This is a genomic window from Allobosea minatitlanensis (assembly GCF_964020775.1).
In genome coordinates this window covers 1,416,726-1,435,265 of record NZ_OZ224509.1, presented here as the reverse complement: position 1 = coordinate 1,435,265, position 18,540 = coordinate 1,416,726, and the positions used below count along the sequence as shown (strand labels likewise).

General features: G+C 69.9%; 19 protein-coding genes. 5 read left to right on the top strand and 14 right to left on the bottom strand.

The genetic code is table 11. The annotated features are described in order from the left end of the window. Positions 1 to 2: 2 nt before the first annotated feature. Positions 3 to 638 (bottom strand): hypothetical protein, encoded by a 636-nt coding sequence (locus tag ACWH43_RS07035; protein WP_158444957.1) that lies wholly within the window; start codon positions 636 to 638, stop codon positions 3 to 5. Positions 639 to 847: 209 nt separating this feature from the next. On the opposite strand from ACWH43_RS07035, the gene ychF reads away from it, so the two are divergent. Together ychF and ACWH43_RS07025 are read left to right on the top strand one after the other, a co-directional pair. Then, a complete protein-coding gene (gene ychF / locus ACWH43_RS07030; protein WP_158444958.1) occupies positions 848 to 1,945 on the top strand; it encodes a redox-regulated ATPase YchF in 1,098 nt (365 codons plus the stop codon). Between the two features lie 22 nt (positions 1,946 to 1,967). Continuing rightward, positions 1,968 to 2,981 carry a MaoC family dehydratase gene (locus ACWH43_RS07025; protein ID WP_158444959.1) on the top strand — a complete coding sequence of 338 codons (1,014 nt, stop codon included), beginning with the start codon at positions 1,968 to 1,970 and terminating at the stop codon, positions 2,979 to 2,981. A gap of 27 nt (positions 2,982 to 3,008) precedes the next feature. Here ACWH43_RS07025 and ACWH43_RS07020 read toward each other — a convergent pair whose 3' ends face one another. From ACWH43_RS07020 to ACWH43_RS06980, 9 genes are all read right to left on the bottom strand, one after another. Continuing rightward, a complete protein-coding gene (locus ACWH43_RS07020; RefSeq protein WP_158444960.1) occupies positions 3,009 to 4,226 on the bottom strand; it encodes a GGDEF domain-containing protein in 1,218 nt (405 codons plus the stop codon). Between the two features lie 285 nt (positions 4,227 to 4,511). Next, positions 4,512 to 5,156 carry a class II aldolase/adducin family protein gene (locus ACWH43_RS07015; protein WP_158444961.1) on the bottom strand — a complete coding sequence of 215 codons (645 nt, stop codon included), beginning with the start codon at positions 5,154 to 5,156 and terminating at the stop codon, positions 4,512 to 4,514. Between the two features lie 4 nt (positions 5,157 to 5,160). After that, positions 5,161 to 6,261, bottom strand: coding sequence for an S-methyl-5-thioribose-1-phosphate isomerase (mtnA, locus tag ACWH43_RS07010; RefSeq protein ID WP_158444962.1), 1,101 nt, complete (start codon positions 6,259 to 6,261; stop codon positions 5,161 to 5,163). Positions 6,262 to 6,346: 85 nt separating this feature from the next. Next, on the bottom strand, positions 6,347 to 6,883 hold the full coding sequence (locus ACWH43_RS07005) for an adenine phosphoribosyltransferase (protein ID WP_260347859.1): 537 nt from the start codon (positions 6,881 to 6,883) through the stop codon (positions 6,347 to 6,349). Positions 6,884 to 6,945: 62 nt separating this feature from the next. Continuing rightward, on the bottom strand, positions 6,946 to 7,824 hold the full coding sequence (locus tag ACWH43_RS07000; RefSeq protein WP_158444964.1) for an S-methyl-5'-thioadenosine phosphorylase: 879 nt from the start codon (positions 7,822 to 7,824) through the stop codon (positions 6,946 to 6,948). Positions 7,825 to 8,072: 248 nt separating this feature from the next. Continuing rightward, a complete protein-coding gene (locus tag ACWH43_RS06995) occupies positions 8,073 to 8,954 on the bottom strand; it encodes a cytochrome c1 (RefSeq protein WP_158444965.1) in 882 nt (293 codons plus the stop codon). 7 nt (positions 8,955 to 8,961) lie between these two features. Next, entirely contained in the window at positions 8,962 to 10,245 is a 1,284-nt protein-coding gene (locus tag ACWH43_RS06990) for a cytochrome b (protein WP_158444966.1), read from the bottom strand. A 52-nt stretch (positions 10,246 to 10,297) separates the two neighbouring features. Further along, complete coding sequence (petA, locus tag ACWH43_RS06985; protein ID WP_158444967.1) at positions 10,298 to 10,861, bottom strand: ubiquinol-cytochrome c reductase iron-sulfur subunit; 564 nt, start codon at positions 10,859 to 10,861, stop codon at positions 10,298 to 10,300. A gap of 174 nt (positions 10,862 to 11,035) precedes the next feature. Next, positions 11,036 to 12,901 carry an ABC transporter ATP-binding protein gene (locus ACWH43_RS06980; protein WP_158444968.1) on the bottom strand — a complete coding sequence of 622 codons (1,866 nt, stop codon included), beginning with the start codon at positions 12,899 to 12,901 and terminating at the stop codon, positions 11,036 to 11,038. Between the two features lie 119 nt (positions 12,902 to 13,020). On the opposite strand from ACWH43_RS06980, the gene ACWH43_RS06975 reads away from it, so the two are divergent. Both ACWH43_RS06975 and hemF read left to right on the top strand, forming a co-directional pair. After that, positions 13,021 to 13,551, top strand: a complete 531-nt coding sequence (locus ACWH43_RS06975) for a tRNA (cytidine(34)-2'-O)-methyltransferase (RefSeq protein WP_158444969.1) — start codon at positions 13,021 to 13,023, stop codon at positions 13,549 to 13,551. Next, positions 13,529 to 14,461: an oxygen-dependent coproporphyrinogen oxidase gene (hemF, locus tag ACWH43_RS06970; protein WP_158444970.1), complete on the top strand. Its 933-nt coding sequence runs from the start codon at positions 13,529 to 13,531 to the stop codon at positions 14,459 to 14,461. Before ACWH43_RS06975 ends, hemF begins: the two co-directional genes overlap by 23 nt. A gap of 24 nt (positions 14,462 to 14,485) precedes the next feature. Here hemF and ACWH43_RS06965 read toward each other — a convergent pair whose 3' ends face one another. The 4 genes from ACWH43_RS06965 to ACWH43_RS06950 are packed head-to-tail and all read right to left on the bottom strand — an operon-like array spanning position 14,486 to position 17,273. After that, the gene (locus tag ACWH43_RS06965; RefSeq protein WP_158444971.1) at positions 14,486 to 15,721 is read right to left on the bottom strand and encodes a CCA tRNA nucleotidyltransferase; all 1,236 of its coding nucleotides are present in this window, start codon (positions 15,719 to 15,721) and stop codon (positions 14,486 to 14,488) included. Beyond that, positions 15,718 to 15,975, bottom strand: a complete 258-nt coding sequence (locus ACWH43_RS06960; protein WP_158444972.1) for a DUF6111 family protein — start codon at positions 15,973 to 15,975, stop codon at positions 15,718 to 15,720. The genes ACWH43_RS06965 and ACWH43_RS06960 overlap by 4 nt, the downstream gene beginning before the upstream one ends. A 48-nt stretch (positions 15,976 to 16,023) precedes the next feature. Continuing rightward, on the bottom strand, positions 16,024 to 16,677 hold the full coding sequence (locus tag ACWH43_RS06955) for a CoA pyrophosphatase (protein ID WP_158444973.1): 654 nt from the start codon (positions 16,675 to 16,677) through the stop codon (positions 16,024 to 16,026). Beyond that, a complete protein-coding gene (locus ACWH43_RS06950) occupies positions 16,674 to 17,273 on the bottom strand; it encodes a DUF1285 domain-containing protein (protein ID WP_158444974.1) in 600 nt (199 codons plus the stop codon). The genes ACWH43_RS06955 and ACWH43_RS06950 overlap by 4 nt, the downstream gene beginning before the upstream one ends. 242 nt (positions 17,274 to 17,515) lie before the next feature. Between ACWH43_RS06950 and ACWH43_RS06945 the strand changes: the two genes are divergently transcribed. Further along, the gene (locus ACWH43_RS06945) at positions 17,516 to 18,538 is read left to right on the top strand and encodes an AAA family ATPase (RefSeq protein ID WP_158448077.1); all 1,023 of its coding nucleotides are present in this window, start codon (positions 17,516 to 17,518) and stop codon (positions 18,536 to 18,538) included. The last annotated feature ends 2 nt before the right edge of the window (positions 18,539 to 18,540 follow it).

Sequence of the window (18,540 nt, the reverse complement as noted above, 5' to 3'; positions counted from 1 at the left end):
CGCTACAGCGGCAGCTTCGCCCCGGGCATCGCGACGGTGACGCGGCTGGTGCCGTAGCTGCCGTCGGCCTGCCGGCTCGCCGTCATCGCGACCTGCGCGCCGGGCTTCAGCGCCTCCGCCGCGGCCGGCACTGCCATCAGGATGGTCGCCTCCGGGGTGATCGCGACCTTCTGCTCGCCGCCCGGATAGCTCAGCACCAGATTGGCGCCGTCGATGCGCGAGACGGTCTCGGCCACCGTCGCATTGGTCATGGTCGCGTCGGGCAGCACGCCCCAGGGCCGGTGCCCCTCCCCGGTCCCGCGCATCGCTTCCGGGAAGATCACGACCTGCACGGCCAGCAGGGTCCCGTCCGGCTGCGGCCTGGCGCCGACCCCGATGAAGCTCCCCTTGGCGATATCGCTCGCCTTGGCCGCGACGACGCCGCCGACCGAGAACCCGGGCGCGAGCGCGACCTTGACCTCCCGCCCATCCGCGGCCCTGAGCGCCAGCACCGTGCCGTCGATGCGCTCGACCGTGCCGCGCAGCCGCGTCCCGGCCGTCTGCGCGGCGGCGAGGCCGCCGGCGAGGGCGAGCAGCGGCAAGAGAAGCATCTGCAGGGCGGGCGCGAAGCGGAAACAGCGGAAGCGAAACCGTCGCATGGGAGGCTCCGAACGGCGCGGACGGGTGGCACCGCGCAATCCAGCACCCGCTCCCGCCGCGCCGCCATGCACGTTCGCGTGAGCGGCGCAGCGGCCATCCCGCGCCCGGCACTTGTCTTTATCGCGCAGGCCCCCCAATAAGGCCGCGACTTTCAAAGCTTCACGCCCCCGCAGCGGCCCGGCCGCCGAGGGCAACGGAACAGGCGATCATGGGCTTCAAATGCGGTATCGTCGGCCTGCCGAATGTCGGCAAGTCGACCCTCTTCAACGCGCTGACGCAGACGGCGGCGGCCCAGGCCGCGAACTATCCCTTCTGTACCATCGAGCCGAATGTCGGCGACGTCGCCGTCCCCGACGAGCGGCTGGAGAAGCTCGCCGCCATCGCCGGGTCCAAGGAGATCATCCCGACGCGGCTGACCTTCGTCGACATCGCCGGCCTGGTCCGCGGCGCCTCGCGCGGCGAGGGCCTGGGCAACCAGTTCCTCGCCAATATCCGCGAATGCGACGCCATCGCCCATGTCGTGCGCTGCTTCGAGGACGGCGACATCACCCATGTCGAGGGCAAGGTCTCGCCGGTCGACGACATCGAGACGATCGAGACCGAATTGATGCTGGCCGACCTCGAAAGCCTGGAGAAGCGGGTGATCCCGCTGGAGAAGAAGGCCAAGTCCGGCGACAAGGAGGCCAAGGAGGCGGTCGAGCTGATGAACCGTTGCCTCGTGCTGCTGCGCGACGGCAAGCCGGCCCGCCTCGCCGAGATCCCGGCCGAGCAGAAGCGCGCCTTCGAGCAGCTCGGGCTGCTCTCCTCCAAGCCGGTGCTCTATGTCTGCAATGTCGAGGAGGCGAGCGCCGATCAGGGCAACGCCTTCTCCGAGCTGGTGAAGCGGCGTGCCGCCGAGGAGGGCGCGGTCGCCGTCGTGGTCTCGGCCAAGATCGAGAGCGAGATCGCGGTGCTGCCGCCCGAGGAGCAGACCGAATATCTGGAGGCCGTCGGGCTGGAGGAGCCGGGCCTCAACCGTGTCATCCGCGCCGGCTACGCGCTGCTCAACCTCGTCACCTATTTCACCGTCGGCCCGAAGGAGGCCCGCGCCTGGACGATCGAGAAGGGCACCAAGGGGCCGCAGGCCGCCGGCGTGATCCATACCGATTTCGAGAAGGGCTATATCCGGGCCGAGACCATCGCCTTCGACGACTACGTCGCGCATAAGGGCGAGGCCGGCGCGCGCGAGGCCGGCAAGTTCCGGCTCGAGGGCAAGGACTACGTCGTCGCCGACGGCGACGTCCTGCATTTCCGCTTCGCCAACTGACCCGCGGGCGGGAGGCCGGCCGATGCTGCACTTCGAGGATTTCGTCGCAGGCGCGAGCGTCCGCACACGCAGCATCGCCGTCTCGCAGGAGGACCTCGTCGCCTTCGCCTCGCGCTATGACGCGCAGGATTTCCATGTCGACCCGGATGCGGCGAAGGCGAGCTTCGTCGGCGGCCTGATCGGCTCCGGCTGGCAGAGCTGCTCGCTGCTGATGCGATTGATCGCCGAGGATTTCCTGCTCGACTCGACCGGGATGGGCGCGCCCGGCATCGACGAGGTGAAATGGCTGAAGCCGGTCTTCCCCGGCGACGTGCTGAGCGCCCGCCGCACGGTGCTCGAAACCAAGGAATCGCGCTCGCGCCCCGAGATGGGCCTGGTGCGCTTCCGCTTCGAGCTGCTGAACCAGCGCGACGAGCCTGTACTGGAGCAGACCAACTGGATCATGTTCGGCCGCAAGGGCTCCGGCATCGCGCCGCAGCCCAGGGGCGACTGGCTCGCCCACGGCCCCCGCTACGAGCGCCCCGCCCAAGAGAGCCCGCTGATCGCGCCGGACGAGACGCCCGTCCCGACCCGCTTCTTCGAGGAGCTGGAGATCGGCAGCCGCCACGCCCTCGGCAGCTTCGTCTTCACGCCCGCGGAGATCGTCGCCTTCGCCCGCAGCTTCGATCCCCAGCCCTTCCACATGGATGTCGAGGCGGCGCGCGGCAGCCTGTTCGGCGGCCTCGCAGCCTCGGGCTGGCATACGGCGTCCGTCTGGATGGCGACGATGGTGCTGCACCGCAGGCGCCAGCTCGCCGCCACCACCGGCCGCCCGGCGCGTCTCGGTCCCTCGCCGGGCTTCAGGAACCTGCGCTGGTCCCGCCCGGTCCTCGCCGGCGACCGCATCAGCTATTTCTCGGAAGTGGTCGACAAGCGCGAAAGCGCCTCGCGCCCGCAATGGGGCCTGTTCTTCCACCGCAACACCGGCGTGAATCAGCGCGGCGAAGAGGTCTTCAGCTTCGACGGCTGCGTTTTCATCGAGCGGAAGCCCGCCTGACGGCGGAACGGCCCCTCGCGCCGGCGCTCAGCCGGTCTTGAGCCGGATGAGGTCGACGGGTCCGCGCGCGCCGTCGGGCTGCGGGCGCATCTGGGCCAGGAACGCCTCCTCGTCCGAACTCACCGCGACCCGGTCCCGGCCGCTGCGCTTGGCCGCATAGAGCGCCTTGTCGGCTTCCTGCAGCAGGGCGTGGAAATCGACCCCGTCCTCCCCGCTGCGGGCCACCCCGGCGCTGACCGTGCAGAGGAAGGGTCCGGCGCTTCCGCTGAAGGAGCGCTTGCCCAGCCGCATCCTCACATTCTCGGCCAGGATCGCGGCCGAGACCAGCGAGGCGCCCGGAATCAGCAGCGCGAACTCCTCGCCGCCGAGCCGCGCGGCCAGCACCTGCGCGCGCGACGACAGGACCAGGATCTCCCCAAAGGCCCGCAGCACCTCGTCGCCCGCGAGATGACCATGCACGTCGTTGATCCGCTTGAAGTGGTCGATGTCGAAGATCACCAGGGCGGCCGGCCCCTCGACCTCGCCGGCAATCCGGTCGAGCAGGGCGCGGCGGTTGAGCAGGCCGGTCAGCGCATCGGTTTCCGCGTCGCGCTTGTGCCCGCGCGCCAGCCGCGCCTGGTTGAGCGCCAGCGACAGCGCGCCGATGCCGGCGAGCGTGGTCAGGCAGACGGCGAGATTGAGGTCCTCGGCCCAGTTCGACGGCATGGCGGACAGCACCCAGCGGCCGTCGAGCAGCAGCAGCACGGCGCAGGGCACGAAGGAAAGCCCGGTCAGGATGTAGAGCCCGGTCAGCAGCGTGATCGCCAGCCGCGCCTCCGCCCGCCCGAGCCAGTAATCCCAGGCCGTGACGAACAGGATGACCGTCGCCGCCAGGTTGAGGAGAAGGATCGCGACGCCGTTGTAGCCGGCCAGCATCGGCAGCGCCACGGCCAGGGACGAGGCGGCCGCCATGGCGGCCATGCCGCGCCAGGGCAGGATGCGGGTGCGGAACTGCCGCCCCGCGCCGAAGACGAAGGCGAGGCCGACCAGCAGCACGGCATATCCCGCGGCGCCCAGCACCGGCGACATCGTCCTGACATAGCCGTCATAGACCAGCACGCCGAGCGCCATCAGCGAGACGCCGAGCGTCCAGGCCATCAGGAAGCGTTCTTTCCTGGAGACCAGCCAACTGACGAGGAAGGCCGCCGCCAGCCCGCAACCGGACAGGGTGAAGGCCGTCAGCAGTGAGTGGTAGTCCAGCGGCACGGCAGTCTCTGGAGCGGCGATGACGACGACAGGTTATCACCGTCTTGCCCTTGCGGAAGACTTAAAGAGAGCCCGCGCATTTGCACGGCCCGCGCCGGCACCGGCGAATCTCACGCGCCGTCCCGCCTGCTGGAGCAGGCCGATCTTGCGCGGAACCCGGCCGTCCTTCCGGGCAAGCGGCGCGAACGGTGCCGGTCCGGCATCCAGCGAAGGGCGTCGCGTTCCACGGTCGCTTCCGGGTCCAGCCCGGAAGGACGGCGTGGTTCCGTGGACGGGAAGCGGATTCTACCCCACCTTGCCGTAGCCGGCGAACCGCGCCGCCACCCGCTCCATCTCCTCGCCGTCGAGGATCGCCGGCTCGAGCCCCGCGGCGAGGATGTCGAGATATTGCCCGGCGAGATTCTCGACCTCCGCGACGATCTGGTGTGCCCCGGCGAGCGAGCCGCCGAGCGCGATGACGCCGTGATTGGCGAGCAGCACCGCCTTACGCCCCTCCAGGGCCTTCACCGCGTTCTCGGCCAGCTCCGGCGTGCCGAAGGTGGCGTATTCGGCGCAGCGCACATCGGCCCCGCCGCAGAGCGCGATCATGTAATGGAAGGCCGGGATGCCGCGGCGCGTGCAGGAGAGCGCCGTGGCCCGCGGCGAATGGGTGTGGACGATCGCCTGCGCCTCCGGCCGCGCCCTGTAGATCGCGACATGAAAGGGCCATTCCGAGGACGGCTTGCGCGCGCCCGACAGAACCGCGCCGTCCAGCGACAGATGGATCAGGTCCTCCGGCCGGGTCCGGGCATAGGGCAGGCCCGAGGGCGTGATCAGCAGGCCGCCGGCGAAGCGCGCCGAGACATTGCCGGATTTCGACGGGCAGAACCCGGCCCGGTCGATCGCCTGCGCGACGGCGACGATCTCCGCGCGCAATTCCTGTTCGTTCATGCCCTCACCCCTGCGCCAGATCGGGGAACAGTCCCGCCAGCCCTTCCGAACTCGCGGCGCAGACGCCCCGCTCCGTGATCAATCCGGTCACCAGCCGCGCCGGCGTGACGTCGAAGGCCGGATTCGCCACCGCGCTGCCGGGCGCCGCGACCCTCACCGTCCGGATCTCGCCATCCTCCGCCAGACCGGCGACATGCGAGACCTCCCGGCCAGCCCGCTCCTCGATCGGAATGTCGGCGAGACCGTCCGCGAGGCGCCAGTCGATCGTCGGCGAGGGCAACGCGACATAGAAGGGCACCCCGTTATCATGCGCCGCCAGCGCCTTGAGATAGGTACCGATCTTGTTGGCGACGTCGCCGCGGGCCGTGGTGCGGTCGGTGCCGACGATCACCATGTCGACCTGGCCGCGCTGCATCAGATGGCCGCCGGCATTGTCGACGATCACCGCATGCGGCACGCCATGGGCGCCGAGCTCATAGGCCGTCAGCGCCGCGCCCTGGTTGCGCGGCCGCGTCTCGTCGACCCAGACATGGACCGGAAGGCCGGCGTCATGCGCCAGATAGATCGGCGCCAGCGCCGTGCCCCAGTCCACCGTGGCGATCCAGCCGGCATTGCAATGGGTCAGGATGTTCACCGGCTGCCCGGCCGGCTTGCGCGCCGCGATCTCCCGGATCAGCGGCAGGCCGTGCTCCCCGATGGCGCGGCAGAGCGCGACATCCTCGTCGCAGATCGCCGCCGCCTCGGCATAGGCTGCGGCCGCACGGTCCGGCGGGGGCAGCGGGGCGAGCGCCTGCCGCATCCGCTCCAGCGCCCAGCGCAGGTTGACCGCGGTCGGGCGCGTCGCGGCGAGCAGCGCCAGCGCCGCCTCGAGCGCGGGATCGGCCGCGTCCGCCCGCATCGCCAGCGCCACGCCATAGGCGGCCGTCGCGCCGATCAGCGGGGCGCCGCGCACCACCATGTTGCGGATCGCATCCGCCGCCTGCTCGGCCGAGCCCAGCGTCACCGTCTCGAAGCGGAAGGGCAGCCGCGTCTGGTCGATGACGACGACCCGCCAGCCGTCCTGCGCCAGCCAGATCGTGCGGTAATGCTGCCCGTTGATCTTCATGGCCCGTCTTTCTCCGTCTTCACCAGCGTGGCCGCCCCCGGACCGCGGCGCCGCTCTCGTCCTGGCGGCAGCCTTCGCCCATGGCTCAGTGCCCGGCGAAGGAGACGAGCGTGCGCACCGGCACGCCGAGCCTTCGGATCTTGTCGGCGCCGCCGAGTTCCGGCAGGTCGACGATGAAGCAGGCCGCGACCACCTCGGCGCCGAGCCCCGTCAGCAGGTTGACCGCGCCTTCGGCCGTGCCTCCGGTCGCCACCAGGTCGTCGACCAGCAGGACGCGCTCGCCCGGCTGCACCGCGTCGCGATGCACCTCGATCTCGTCCGTGCCGTATTCCAGCGCATAGGTCACCCGCAGCGTCTCGCGCGGCAGCTTGCCCTTCTTGCGCACGGGGATGAAGCCGGCGGAAAGCTGATGCGCCACCGCCCCGCCGAGGATGAAGCCGCGCGCCTCGATGCCGGCGATCTTGGCGATCTTCAGCCCGGCGAAGGGCTGCACCAGCTCGTCCACGGCGCGGCGGAAGGCGCGCGCATCGCCGAGCAGCGTGGTGATGTCGCGGAAGACGATGCCGGGCCGCGGATAGTCCGGGATGGCGCGGATGGTATCGGCGAGGTTCATGGAGGGCATCCCGGGCGCTTGGTCGAGCGCCTTGGTCGGACGGCGAACCCGCTTCGTCAAGGGCGCCGCCATCAGCCGCGCCCGAGAACGCGCCCGGCGACGGCGTCGAGCTTGGCCAGCAGGGCCGGGTCGCGGAACGCCGGCGCGGTGATCAGCGCATGGTCGAGGGCGTTGTGGGAGCCTGCCGGGCAGGGTTCGCGTTCCGCCGGGAAATCGGCGGCGAGCCGCGCCACCAGCCGGCGCGCCTTGTCGGCGTTCTCGTGCAGCACCGCGACTACCGAAGCGACGTCGACCGCGCCGTGGAGCTCGTGCCAGCAATCGTAATCGGTCACCATCGCGACGGTGGCGTAGGTGATCTCCGCCTCGCGGGCAAGCTTAGCCTCGGGCATCGCCGTCATGCCGATCAGGTCGTAGCCGAGCCCGCGATAGCTGGTCGATTCGGCATAGGTCGAGAATTGCGGCCCTTCCATCGTCACCAGCGTGCCGCCGCGCACGAAGGGCAGCTCCTCGGCCTGGGCCGCCGCGGCGATGCGCTCCTGCAGCTTCGGCCCGACCGGATGCGCGACCGAGACATGGGCGACGCAGCCCTTGCCGAAGAAGGAGCTTTCGCGCCGGGTCGTCCGGTCGACGAACTGGTCGACCAGCACGAACAGCCCCGGATAGAGCTCGGCCTTGTACGAGCCGCAGGCCGAGAGCGAGACGAGATCGGTCACGCCCGCCCGCTTCAGCACGTCGATATTGGCGCGGTAGTTGATGTCGGAGGGCGAGAGCGCGTGGCCGCGCCCGTGCCGCGGCAGGAAGACGATCCGGGTCGCGCCGATCCGGCCGATCCGCAGCGCGTCGGAGGGCTCGCCCCAGGGGCTCGCGATCCGCTCCTCGCGGATGTCGGTCAGTCCGGGAAGATCGTAGATGCCCGATCCGCCGATGATTCCGAGAACGGCTTCGCTCATGGTCGCTTCCCTCAGGCATCGGGCCGAAAGGCGGAAAACCGCCTCGCGGAAGGGGCCGATGCGATAACGAGTCCAAGGATCGCCATGCCCGCATTCGCGCGACTGCGGGGCGATCCGTTGCGGGCGCGGAAAGGACCATCTTTCGATGACGATCGCAACACGGCCGGCGCCGGGCCGCCCTCCTCCCGGCGCAGAAAAGAAAAAGGCCCCGCAAGGCGGGGCCTTTTCCGGAAGGAAAGACTGCGGCGTCAGTGCGCCGGGGAGCCGTCCGGCATCCGCGACCAGATCTTCTTCTTGCTGAAGTAGAGCAGGAAGGCGAGGATCACCAGGAACGGCATGAACCACAGCGCGATGCGCTTGCGCTGCTCCAGATGCGGCTCGGCCATCCAGACCATGAAGGCGGCGACGTCGCGCGCATACTGGTCGACCGTCTCGGGCACCTGCGCCTTGCCGTCGGGCCCCTTCGGATACTCGACCTGGCCGTCCGAGAGCGGCTTCGGCATCGCGATCAGATGGCCGGGCATGTACTCGTTGTAGTTCTGCCCGGGCAGCAGCGCCGGGAACCCGGCCGGCGGGTCCTTGTAGCCGACCATCAGGGCATGGATGTAGTCCGGCCCCTGCTCCTGGTACTGCGTGAAGATGTCGAAGACGAAGGCCGGAAAGCCGCGGACATAGGTGCGCGCCTTGGCCAGGACCGAGAAGTCCGGCGGATAGGCGCCGCCCTGGGCCGCGCGCGCCGCCTGCTCGTTCGGGAAGGGCGAGGGGAAGCGGTCGGCCGGGCGGCCGGGACGCTCGAACATCTCGCCCTGGTCGTTGGGGCCGTCCTTGATCTGGTAGGTGGCGGCGAGCGCCGCGACCTGGCCGGGCGTGAACTCGGGGCCGCCGGGCTCCGAGAGGTTGCGGAAGGCGATCAGGCTGGCGCCGTGGCAGCTCGAGCAGACCTCCTTGAAGACCTTGAAGCCGCGCTGGAGCTGCGCGCGGTCGAACTTTCCGAGCGGGCCGGAGAAGCTCCAGTTCAGCGCCGGCGGCTTGACGCCGCCCTCGGCGGCCCGGGCGGCCGGCTGGGACATCGCCAGCGACAGGCCGGCGGCGAGACCCGTCAGGGCCAGACGAAACGGGGTTCTGCTCATGGTTCCGTCAGCCCTTGACGTTCGGTTCGGCAGCGGTGGCGGTCGCGAGGCGCGCGGCCGAGCCGCCCTTGGCGGATGCCAGCACGGAATCGGCGATCGAGGTCGGCAGCGCCTTCGGCCGCTCGAACAGGCCGACGACGAACAGCGCGACGAAGAAGCCGAAATACAGCACGGTGAAGATCTGCGAGGCGACGACGTAGCCGCCTTCCGCCGGCATCGCGCCGAGATAGCCGAGGCCGATGCAGACGACGAGCCAGGCCCAGAAGAGCTGGCGCGCGATCGGCCGGTAGTTCATCGACCGGACCTTGGAGGTGTCGATCCAGGGCAGGAAGGCGAGGACGACGATGGCCGAACCCATGGCGAGGACGCCGCCGAGCTTGTCGGGGATGGCGCGCAGGATCGCGTAGAACGGCAGGAAGTACCATTCGGGGACGATATGCGCCGGGGTCGCGGCCGGGTTCGCCGGGATGTAGTTGTCGGCGTGGCCCATGAAGTTGGGCTGGTAGAACACGAACCAGCCGAACACGATCATGAACACGACCATGCCGAACAGGTCCTTGATCGTGGCGTAGGGCGTGAACGGAACCGTGTCCTTCTCGACGTTCTTCACCTCGACGCCGGTCGGGTTGTTCTGGCCGACATGGTGCAGCGCCCAGACGTGCAGCACGACGACGCCGAAGATCATGAAGGGCAGCAGGTAGTGCAGCGAGAAGAAGCGGTTCAGCGTCGGGTTGTCGACCGAGTAGCCGCCCCACAGATAGGTCACGATCGTCTCGCCGATCACCGGCAGGGCCGAGAACAGGTTGGTGATGACGGTCGCGCCCCAGAAGGACATCTGGCCCCAGGGCAGCACATAGCCCATGAAGGCCGTCGCCATCATCAGCAGGAAGATCACGACGCCGAGGATCCAGAGCACCTCGCGCGGCGCCTTGTACGAGCCGTAATAGATACCGCGGAAGATATGGACATAGACCGCGATGAAGAACATCGAGGCGCCGTTGGCGTGCAGGTAGCGCAGCAGCCAGCCATAGTTCACGTCGCGCATGATGTGCTCGACGGAGTTGAAGGCCATCGTCGCATGCGGCGTGTAGTGCATCACCAGGATGATGCCGGTGACGATCTGCGCCACCAGCATGAACACCAGGATGCCGCCGAAGGTCCAGAGATAGTTCAGGTTGCGCGGGACCGGATAGGACACCGCCGAATCATGAGCCAGCCGGACGATCGGCAGGCGCGCGTCGAGCCAGCGCTCGATACCGGTCTTCGGAACGTATGAACTGTGACCACTCATGAAGAATGCCTCAAGGCTGTCTCATCTGGCAGAAGGGCGGCGGGCGCGAGGCTCAGCCGATCTTGATCTTGGTGTCCGCCGTGAAGGCATAGGGCGGGACCGGCAGGTTGAGCGGCGCCGGGCCCTTGCGGATGCGCCCCGAGGAATCGTAGTGCGAGCCGTGGCAGGGGCAGAACCAGCCGTCATAGTCGCCCTTCGGGTCGCCGGGCGCGTTGCCGAGCGGCACGCAGCCGAGATGGGTGCAGTTGCCGTAGACGATGAGATACTGCTCGTGGCCCGCCTTGGTGCGCTGCTCGTCGGTCTGCGGGTCGCGCAGCGTCGCGATGTCGACGGCCTTGGCCTCGTCGATCTCCTTCTTGGTGCGGTGGCGCACGAAGATCAGCTTGCCGCGCCAGAACAGCTTGATCGCCTGGCCCTCGGCCACCGGCGCCAGGTCCACGTCGATCGGCGCGCCGGCCGCGACGGTCTGCGCGTCGGGCGCGAGCTGGCTGATCAGCGGGACGACGATGGAGCCGGCGGCGACCGCCCCGGCGGCGCCGGTCGCAAGCAGCATGAAATCGCGGCGGGTGGTTCCGGTCGATGTATCGGTCGCGTGCGCCACGATCCAATCCCTCATACGTCTTGCGAGCTGGAACAGCTCGCATTTATCGCTTCTCGCCCTCATAGGGGCGCGCCGCCGCCTCCGCAATGCGGTGGTGCGTCGCCTTGGGCTCTTTGACATGCAGATTGGACGAAGTCTACTGTCGCGAGCGCCTTGGCCATGCATGGCACACAGGCGGCAGGCGTAGGCTCAGACCGCGAGCTTTTCCGGATCGGAGGCGGCGAGGAATCCGCCCGACTGCCGCGCCCAGAGCCGGGCATAGAGCCCGCCCCGCGCGATCAGCTCCTCATGGCTGCCGATATCGGCGATCCGGCCCTTGTCGAGCACGATCAGCCGGTCCATTTCCGCGATGGTCGACAGCCGGTGCGCGATGGCGATCACCGTCTTGCCCTGCATCAGCGCGGCGAGCTGCTGCTGGATCGCCGCCTCGGCCTCCGAATCGAGCGCCGAGGTCGCCTCGTCGAGGATCAGGATCGGCGCGTCCTTCAGCAGCACGCGGGCGATGGCGATGCGCTGGCGCTGGCCGCCCGAAAGCTTCACCCCGCGCTCGCCGACGCGCGAATCGAAGCCCTGGCGCCCGTCCTGGTCGCCGAGGCCGAGGATGAAGTCGTGCGCCGCCGCCTGCCGCGCGGCTTCCGCGATCTCGGCCTCGCTCGCGCCGATGCGGCCATAGGCGATGTTGTCGCCGATCGAGCGGTGCAGCAGCGAATTGTCCTGCGTCACCATGCCGATCTGCGCCCGGAGCGAATCCTGCGTGACCTGGGCGATGTCCTGCCCGTCGATCAGGATGCGGCCGCCCTCCAGCGGATAGAGCCGCAGCAGCAGGTTCACCAGCGTCGACTTGCCCGCGCCGGAGGGGCCGACCAGCCCGACCCGCTCGCCCGGCGCGATGGCGAGGTCGAGCCCCTCGAACAGCCCCTGCGCCTTGCCGTAGTTGAAGCGGATCTTCTCGAAGCGGATCGCCCCCTCGCGCACCGCCAGCGGCCGGGCGCCGGGCGCGTCCGGCAGGTCGTGCGGCTTGGCGATCGTCTCCATGCTCTCCTGCACCGAGCCGATATTCTCGAAGATGCCGCGCACGAGATGGATCAGCCAGCCCGACATCTGCACCAGCCGAAGCACGAGGCCGATCGCGGCGGCGACGGCGCCGGGCGTCATCTCGCCCTGGCTCCACAGCCAGAGCGCGAGCCAGGCGGTCGCGACCACGAGCAGGCTGTTCATCGTCTGCAGGATGACGCTGACGCCGGTGATCAATCGCGACAGGTTCAGGAACGAGTCGTTCCACCAGCCCAGCGATTCCCGCACCGCCGAGCGCTCGGCGTCGCCGCGCGCGAACAGCTTCACGGTCAGGATGTTGGTGTAGGAATCGACGATCCGCCCGGTCGTGCTCGAGCGGCCGAGCGAGTTCGCCTCCGAGCGCTGCTTGGCGCGCGGCACGAAATAGATCAGCAGGGCGACATAGGCCGAGAGCCAGCCGACCACCGGCAGCGCCAGCCACAGGCTGGTCTTGCCGAAGAAGCCGATCGCCACCGAGGCGAAGACCAGCGCGTACCAGAGGTCGTCGATCACCTCGATGGTGGCGCCGCGGATCGACTGCCCGGCCTGGATGACGCGGGCCGAAAGCCGCCCGGCGAAGTCGTTCTGGAAATAGGAGAGCGCGTGGCCGAGCGTGTAGACATGGTTGCGCCAGCGGATCTGGTTGGTGATCTGCGGCACCACCACCTGGTCGACGATGGCGTGGTTGGCGAAATAGACCAGCGGCCTGACCACGACGAGCAGGAAGGCGGCGCCCGCCAGCAGCCAGCCATGGTCGCGGAAGATCGTCTCCGGCGACTGGGTCGAGAGCAGGTCGACGAACCAGCCGACCATCAGATACATCGCCGCCTCGATGCCGCTGAAGCCGAGGCCGGTGAGCATGATCAGGGCCATCCAGCCCTTCACGCCCTTGATGTGGTGCCACATGAAGGGCCAGACGCCGCGTGGCGGCGTCTCCCGCTCGTCGAAGGGAGCGAAGACGTCGATGCGGCTCTCGAGCCAGCGGAACAGCGGTGCGAACATGGGCCGCCCTCCTCTGGGTCGGGATCACGACGGAATTGAGACCGCGATATGGGGGCGATTCGCGCGCGCGGCCAGCGCGCTTGACGCATGTCCGCCCGCCACCGCATGACAGCAGCCGGATGACGCCTCTTTCCCCTCGCCCTGCACCGCGCCTCGCCCTGTTCCAGCCGGACATCCCGCAGAACGCCGGCACGATGATCCGCATGGCGGCCTGCCTCGGCATCGCGGTGGACATCGTCGAGCCCGCCGCCTTCGACGTCTCGGACCGGCATTTCCGCCGTTCGGGCATGGATTATCTCGAGCGCGCCGCGGTGACGCGCCATGATTCCTTCGCCGCCTTCGAGGACTGGCGCCGCGCCGCGGGGCGCCGGCTGGTGCTGGCCGAGACGGACGGCGCCGTCGCCCTGCCCGACTTCGCCTTCCGGCCCGGCGATATCGTGCTGGTCGGGCGCGAATCCGCCGGCGTCACGCCGCAGGTGCGGGCGGCGGCCGAGGCGAGCCTGCACATTCCCATGCGGCCCGGTTTGCGCTCGATCAATGTGGCGCTCGCCGCGGCGATGGTAATGGGCGAGGCATTGCGACAGACAGGCGGCTTTCCCGGCCGCCGGGAAGCCGACCGGACAGACCATGAGCACACGCCGCCCCGCTGAACTCACCGCCCCCGTCGATCCGGCCGTCGTCGCCGCGCTGAAGCCGCGCGCGGCCGCCTGGTTCGAAAGCCTGCGCGACCGGATCTGCGCCGCCTTCGAGCAGGTCGAGGAGGAGGCCGCCGGCCCCTTCGCGCCCGAGGCCGGCGCCGAGCCGGGCCGCTTCGTCCGCACGCCCTGGCAGCGCGCCAACCATGACGGGGCGCCCGGCGGCGGCGGCGTGATGTCGATCATGAAGGGCCGGGTCTTCGAGAAGGTCGGCGTCCATGTCTCGACCGTCCATGGCAGCTTCCACCCCGATTTCGCGGCGCAGATCCCCGGCGCCGCGCAGGACCCGCGCTTCCATGCCACGGGCATCTCGCTGATCGCCCATCCCTGGAATCCGAACGCCCCCACCGTCCACATGAACACGCGCTTCGTGGTGACGACGCGGCCCTGGTTCGGCGGCGGCGCCGACCTGACGCCGGTGCTCGATGCCCGCCGCATCCAGGAGGACCCGGATGCGCGCGACTTCCACGCGGCGATGCGCCGGCCCTGCGAGCGCTTCCCCGCCGTCGCCGATTACCGGGACCTGAAGGAATGGTGCGACGAGTACTTCTTCCTGAAGCACCGCAACGAGCCGCGCGGCATCGGCGGCATCTTCTACGATTATCTCTGGAGCGGGGACGCCGAAGCGGATTTCGCCTTCACCCGCGCCGTCGGCGAGGCCTTCCTCGACATCTATCCCAACATCCTGTGCCGCAATATCGGCAAGCCCTGGAGCGCGGCGCAGCGCGAGGAGCAGCAGGTCCGCCGCGGCCGCTATGTCGAGTTCAACCTGCTCTACGACCGCGGCACGATCTTCGGGCTGAAGACCGGCGGCAACGTCGATTCGATCCTGTCCTCGATGCCGCCGACGGTGCGGTGGCCGTGAGGCCCTTCGCCATCCGATCGGAATTCAGGGGGCTGCCGCCACAGCCGCCCTGACGAACGCCATCTGCTCGTCCGCCCCGGCCGGGCAACCGGCCTCGATCCAGCCCCGCCGCGCCGCTTCCAGCGCCTGCCTGACACGCGGCCCGGGCGAGATACCCAGCCTGATGACGTCCTTGCCGGTCGGCAGGAAAGCCGGTGTCAGAACCAGCTCGCCGATAAGCTCCTGCACGACGCCCCGGCCCTTGCCTTCTGCCGATACGGTCTGCAGGACGAGCGCGGCTGCCGCCGCATCGCTTCCCGCCTCATGGGCGACATGGCGCAGCGTGGCGATGGCGGGCAGCCCCGCCCGCCCGCGCAGCCTTTCCATCGCCCGCGCGATCCGCTCGATACGGTCGAACTCCTCGTTCGAGAGCCTGAGCCGCTCGCGCAGCCTGAGCGCATCCTCCCGCACGGCCACGGCCAGCGCCGCCAGCCTGAACGCCGGATAGACGTTTTCGCCGCTGTCCCGCGCCACCGCAGCGAAACGCGAGAGATGCGGCACGCCTCCGATCACCGGGACGAGCAACCCCGCCCCGGCCATGGCCTGCAGGGTCGCGGCGGCGCCCGGAGCGATCAGGAGCTTCATCACCTCCGCCCGCACCCGCTCGCGCGACAGCCCGGGAAGCCCGCCGCGACCGGCGATGCAGGCGGCCAGCCCTTCGGCATCCGGCGCGCCCGCGCCGTAGCGGGCATGGAAGCGGAAGAAGCGCAGGATGCGCAGATAATCCTCGCGGATCCGGCTCGCCGCATCGCCGATGAAGCGCACGCGCCGCGCCGCGAGATCGGCGAGCCCGCCGCAATAGTCGTGGACGGCGCCCTCCGGGTCGAGCCCGAGCGCGTTGATCGTGAAGTCGCGCCGCGTCGCGTCGGCGGCGAAGTCGCGGCCGAACACCACCCGGGCCCGGCGGCCGTCGGTCTCGACATCCTGCCTGAGCGTCGTCACCTCGAAGCTCGTCCCCCCGGCCACGAGCGTCACCGTGCCGTGGTCGATGCCGGTCGGAACCGCCTTGAAGCCCGCCGCCCGTCCGCGCCGGATCGTCTCCTGCGGCAGGGCGGTGGTGGCGAGGTCGATGTCGCTCGCCGCCTCGCCGAGCAGGAGGTTGCGGACGGCGCCGCCGACGACGCGCGTCGCCTCGCCCCCGCCGTTCAGCGCGGCGAGCAGACGCGCCAGGGCCGGCTGGGCGAGAAAGGCCGCTATCCGCGCCCGGGCCGCTTCGTTCATCGGAAGCGACCGGGAACCAGCACGCCGTTCTCCATATGGGGCGGCTCGTAGGCGCCCCGATTGCGCTTGGTCATGAAGCCCTCGACGGCGAGGATGCCGATGACCAGCGCCAGCCCGGCCACGGCCAGCCGGAAGGCGTGGCGGCTCCAGTGCTCGACATCGAAAGGATTGCGCCGCTTGATGACGAGATAGCCCGCGAACAGGCAGAAGGGCAGGACGAAGAGCAGGACCTCTTCGATGATCGCGCGCAACATGCCCTTGTCCGTTTCCCCAAGGCGCGCGCCGGGCGCCTCCATTGATCTTCAATCCGCCAGCCGCTCGTAGAGATTGCGGATCATGCCGGCCGTCGCGCCCCAGATATAGCGACCCTCGAAGGGCATCGCATAGTAGGTGCGGAAATGCCCCTTCCATTCGCGCCCCTCGCGCCGGTGATTGGCCGGGTCGAGCAGGAAGGAGAGCGGGGTCTCGAAGGCCTCGTCGACCTCGTGACGGTTGAGATTGAGCGAGAAGGGCGGCTCGACCAGCGCCACCACCGGCACGATGCGGTAGCCGGTGCCGGTGAGATAGGCGTCGAGGAAGCCGAGGGTGCGGATGCGCTCGCGGGCGAGCCCGATCTCCTCCTCGGTCTCGCGCAGCGCCGTCACCACCGGCGAGCCGTCGACCGCGTCGACCCGCCCGCCCGGAAAGGCGACCTGCGCCGAATGGTTGCGCAGGCTCGCCGCCCGCTGGGTGAGCAGGACGGTCGGCCCCTCCAGCCGCGGCACGATGCCGATCAGCACCGCGGCGGGAATGGCGCGCTTCTCGTCGGGAACCGGCACCGGCTGCGGCTGATTCTCATGGTCGCCGCGCGGCCGCGCGATCACGTCGCCGAGCTGCGGCGGCTCGGGGCGCAGCCTTTGCCGCGCCAGCGCCGCGAAGGCTTCGGCGCTGAGATGGAGGGCCTTGCCGGACGTCATGGATTCTCCAGGCCCTCGATCTCATCTGCCGGCAAGGCCGGATGGAACTGCCCCGCGGCCGCGATGCCGAACATCGCCCGGCCTCCGACGTCGCGCACCTCGCCCAGCGCCAGCAGGTCGTAGGTCAGGGCGCGCGTCAGCCGGGCCCAGAGCCCGCGGCGGACATGCACATAGGGTTTCAGACCGTCCTTGGCAGCCCGCTCGAAGCGCAGGGCATGCCCCGGCCCGACGCAGAGCAGATCGTCGACCTGCGTCCGGAAGGCGATGCTGCGGCCGTCGCCGGCGCCGTCGACCTGCATCTCGACCGCCTGGAAGGGCGCGTCCTCGACCCGGATGAGGACCTTCTCCACCGGGGTCACGAGGAAATAGGCGTCGCCCTCGCGCTTCAGCACCGAGGAGAACAGCCTGACCAGCGCCGGCCGCCCGATCGGCGTGCCGAGATAGAACCAGGTCCCGTCGGCGGCGATGCGGATGTCGAGCTCGCCGCAGAAGGGCGGGTCCCAGCGCTCCACCGGCGGCAGGCCGCGTGCCTTGCCCGGCCCGCCGCCGCCGAGCGCCGCCATCAGCCGTTCCATCGCATTGCCCGGCGCGGTCATCGCTGAATCGAATCCTTTCGGCTGCGGCATATCGGTTTCATCGCGTTTCTGCCTTGAACTCCACATAATCGTGAAGCCGAGTTTATGTGTACCGCCGCAATCGGCGCTTGAGCCCGCCAGACCGCCCGGCCACATTCGGCGGTGGAACATGGCGGCCGGTTCGCGTTCTGCTATGCACCGGCGCGGGCCCGCGCCAAGCGAGGGCGCCGAAGCTGCCCTGGACAAGGGTGAAGGAGATCGACATGGCCGCGCAAGCCCGCGCAAGTGAGAGCAACCCGCCGATCGACCTCGACGGCGGCGTCGTCGAGGCGGCCGAGGCCGCGCTCGGCGCCATCGGCGCGGCCCGCCGGGAGATCGGCCAGGTCATCTTCGGCCAGCAGAAGGTGGTCGACCTCTCGCTGATCACGCTTCTGGCCGGCGGCCACGGCCTGCTCGTCGGCGTTCCCGGCCTCGCCAAGACCAAGCTGGTCGAGGCGATGGGCACCGTGCTCGGCCTCGCGGCGCGGCGCGTCCAGTTCACGCCGGACCTGATGCCCTCCGACATCCTCGGCTCGGAGGTCCTCGACGAATCGAGCGACGGCAAGCGCCATTTCCGCTTCATCAAGGGTCCGGTCTTCGCCCAGCTCCTGATGGCGGACGAGATCAACCGCGCCAGCCCCCGCACCCAGTCGGCGCTGCTGCAGGCGATGCAGGAGCACCATGTCACCATCGCCGGCGAGCGCTACGACCTGCCCGCCCCCTTCCATGTGCTGGCGACCCAGAACCCGATCGAGCAGGAGGGCACCTATCCGCTGCCGGAAGCCCAGCTCGACCGCTTCCTGCTCGAGATCGACATCGACTATCCCGACCGCGACGCCGAACGGCGCATCCTGCTGGAGACCACCGGCGCCGCCGAGCACAAGGTCGCGCAGGCGATGACGGCCGAGACGCTGATGTCGATCCAGCGCCTCGTGCGCCGCCTGCCGGTCGGCGATGCGGTGATCGACGCCATCCTCGACCTGGTCCGCTCCGCCCGGCCCGGCGAGGGCGATGCCGCGCTCACCGACAAGCTCGCCTGGGGCCCCGGCCCGCGCGCCAGCCAGTCGCTGACGCTCGCCGCCCGCGCCCGCGCGCTGGTCGAGGGGCGCCTCGCCCCCTCTGTCGACGACGTCGCCGCGCTCGCCGCCCCCGTCCTCAAGCACCGCATCGCGCTGACCTTCGCCGCCCGCGCCGACGGCGAGACCGTCGAGGGCGTGATCGGCCGGCTGGTCGAGCGGCTGGGATAGGC